General features: G+C 44.4%; 1 protein-coding gene and 1 pseudogene. Both read right to left on the reverse strand.

The window, feature by feature from the left end:
* Positions 1-297, reverse strand: a 297-nt coding sequence (locus UF75_RS25460) for a MerR family DNA-binding transcriptional regulator (protein WP_045577310.1), incomplete at its 3' end; no start/stop codon positions are given.
* A 242-nt stretch (positions 298-539) separates the two neighbouring features.
* Positions 540-2,196 (reverse strand): annotated as a pseudogene (locus UF75_RS25465) (alpha-glucosidase); the annotation flags it as partial.

Here is a 2,196-nt window from a genome sequence, read left to right on the forward strand (position 1 = left end):
GTTGTAGTGGTTTTCTTTACAATATTGAATAAGTCGTTCTTGTTGGCGTTGAAGATTGCCACTTTCCTGTTGTTTCTTGGTTGAGACTCTACAATAAATAAAGGCGTTAAGTTGAATAGGTGCTACTGCCTCTACTTGATTAACAAGGGTTTCTATTTCATCAAGGCGATATCGCCTATGATTACCGAAAGTTCTTACTGACTTTAATTTTCCTGATGCATCCCATCGTCGAAGAGTTGCAATTGTAACGCCCAATCGCTGAGCAGCATCACTTATATCAATTAAGTTATTAGACATTGTTATTTCACCTCTACTATAGAATAACACTTTATTAGTTAATTTTATAGTAGAAATGTTCATGTTTATACATATTTATCTAGAAATTTAGCAACTGTTTGTACCTTCTCCCAATGGACCATTTCTTAGGTCCCTAGACTCTAAGCATAGCATAGCATAGCATAGCTTAGCTTAACTTAACTTAGCTTAACTTAACTTAGCTTAGCTTAGCTTAGTTTAGTTTTAGTGTATTAGCTATACGGCTAGTACAACAAATACACGCGAGCTTCGTACGGACGAAGGGAGAGGTTCTTAAGGTCTTCAGCTACAATTTCAGCATCAGTGTCCGAGTAATTGGCAATCAGCAGTCTGCCACTTTTGAAGGTGACCCTTTCCGGAAGGGTAAAAGCTGTACTTTCTTGAAAGAAATTCAGAATGACCAAGAGGGTCTCCTTTTCCCAATGGCGCAGATAGGCATAAATCTGTGTGTGTTTATGCAAAAGTAGATGATAATCCCCGTACACAAGAAGGGGGTATTGGCGGCGTAGTTCGATGAGCTTGCGGTAATAGTGCAAGACGGAATTCTGATCTTCTCGAGCTTGCTCCACGTTAATTTTAACGTAATTAGGATTAACGGGAATCCAGGGCGTGCCATCTGTAAAGCCAGCCTGAGGACTGTTATCCCACTGCATCGGAGTGCGGGCGTTGTCCCGACCCTTTTCACAAATTACTTCCGTTAGTTCCTTCGGGTCTTTGGCGTTCCTCAGACCTTCTTCATACATGTTAAGGGTTTCGATGTCCCGATAATCCTCAATGCATGGGAAACGGACATTGGTCATACCGATTTCTTCTCCCTGATAAAGGTAGGGTGTCCCTTGGAGGGTATGAAGCAACGTTGCGAGCATTTTTGCCGACTCTACCCGATAGGTGCCGTCATTGCCAAAACGGGAAACCATGCGGGGGTGATCGTGGTTACTTAGAAATAGGCTGTTCCAACCGCTGTCTGCGAGCTTTTTTTGCCAGTCGCTAAGGATACGCTTAAAGTCCGCCAGTTCCCAGGCCTTTTTATCCCACTTGCCGCAGGGTCCATAATCTAGCTCTAAAAGCTCAAAGTGGAAGAGCATGTTCAATTCATGACGGTACTCATCGACAAAAGTGCGCGCCAGATCTGCGTCAACCCAACGGGTTTCCCCTACGGTCATAATATCGTATTTAGACAAAACTTTTACATACATTTCTCTGAGGAAATATCGCAAGCGGGGGCCGTTGATGAAGAACTGTCCCCCCCATTGATAAGGAGAGCTGTCTTTGGGTGGGGCATCAGGCAGCATAGGATCTTTGGCAATCATGTTAATGACATCCATGCGAAACCCGTCAACGCCCTGATTTAGCCACCATTTCATCATGTCGTAGATTTCGTAACGCACCGTTTTGTTTTCCCAATTAAGATCGGGTTGATTCTTGGAGAAGATGTGCAAATAATATTCCTCGGTCAAGGCGTCATACTCCCAAGCCGAACCGCCAAATTCCGAGGACCAATTATTTGGCTCTTTACCGTCTTTGCCCGGTCGCCAAATATAGTAATTGCGGTAGGGATTATCTTTGCTTGAGCGGGACTCTAAAAACCAGCGATGTTGGTCTGAGGTGTGATTGACGACTAGGTCCATCATTAACTTCATGCCACGGCTGTGCAGCCCGTCGCGCAGCTTCTCCCAGTCTGCCATGGTGCCCATCTCATCCATGATTCCCCGGTAATCACTGATGTCATAGCCATTATCCACATTGGGAGAACGATAGATTGGGCTGATCCAGAGGACGTTAATCCCCATGTATTGCAGGTAATCAAGCTTGGAGATGATCCCCGTTAAGATCTCCTATACCATCTCCGTTACTGTCCTTAAAGCTGCGAGGATAGATTTT

The organism is Desulfosporosinus sp. I2 (assembly GCF_000960765.1).
Lineage (GTDB): Bacteria > Bacillota > Desulfitobacteriia > Desulfitobacteriales > Desulfitobacteriaceae > Desulfosporosinus.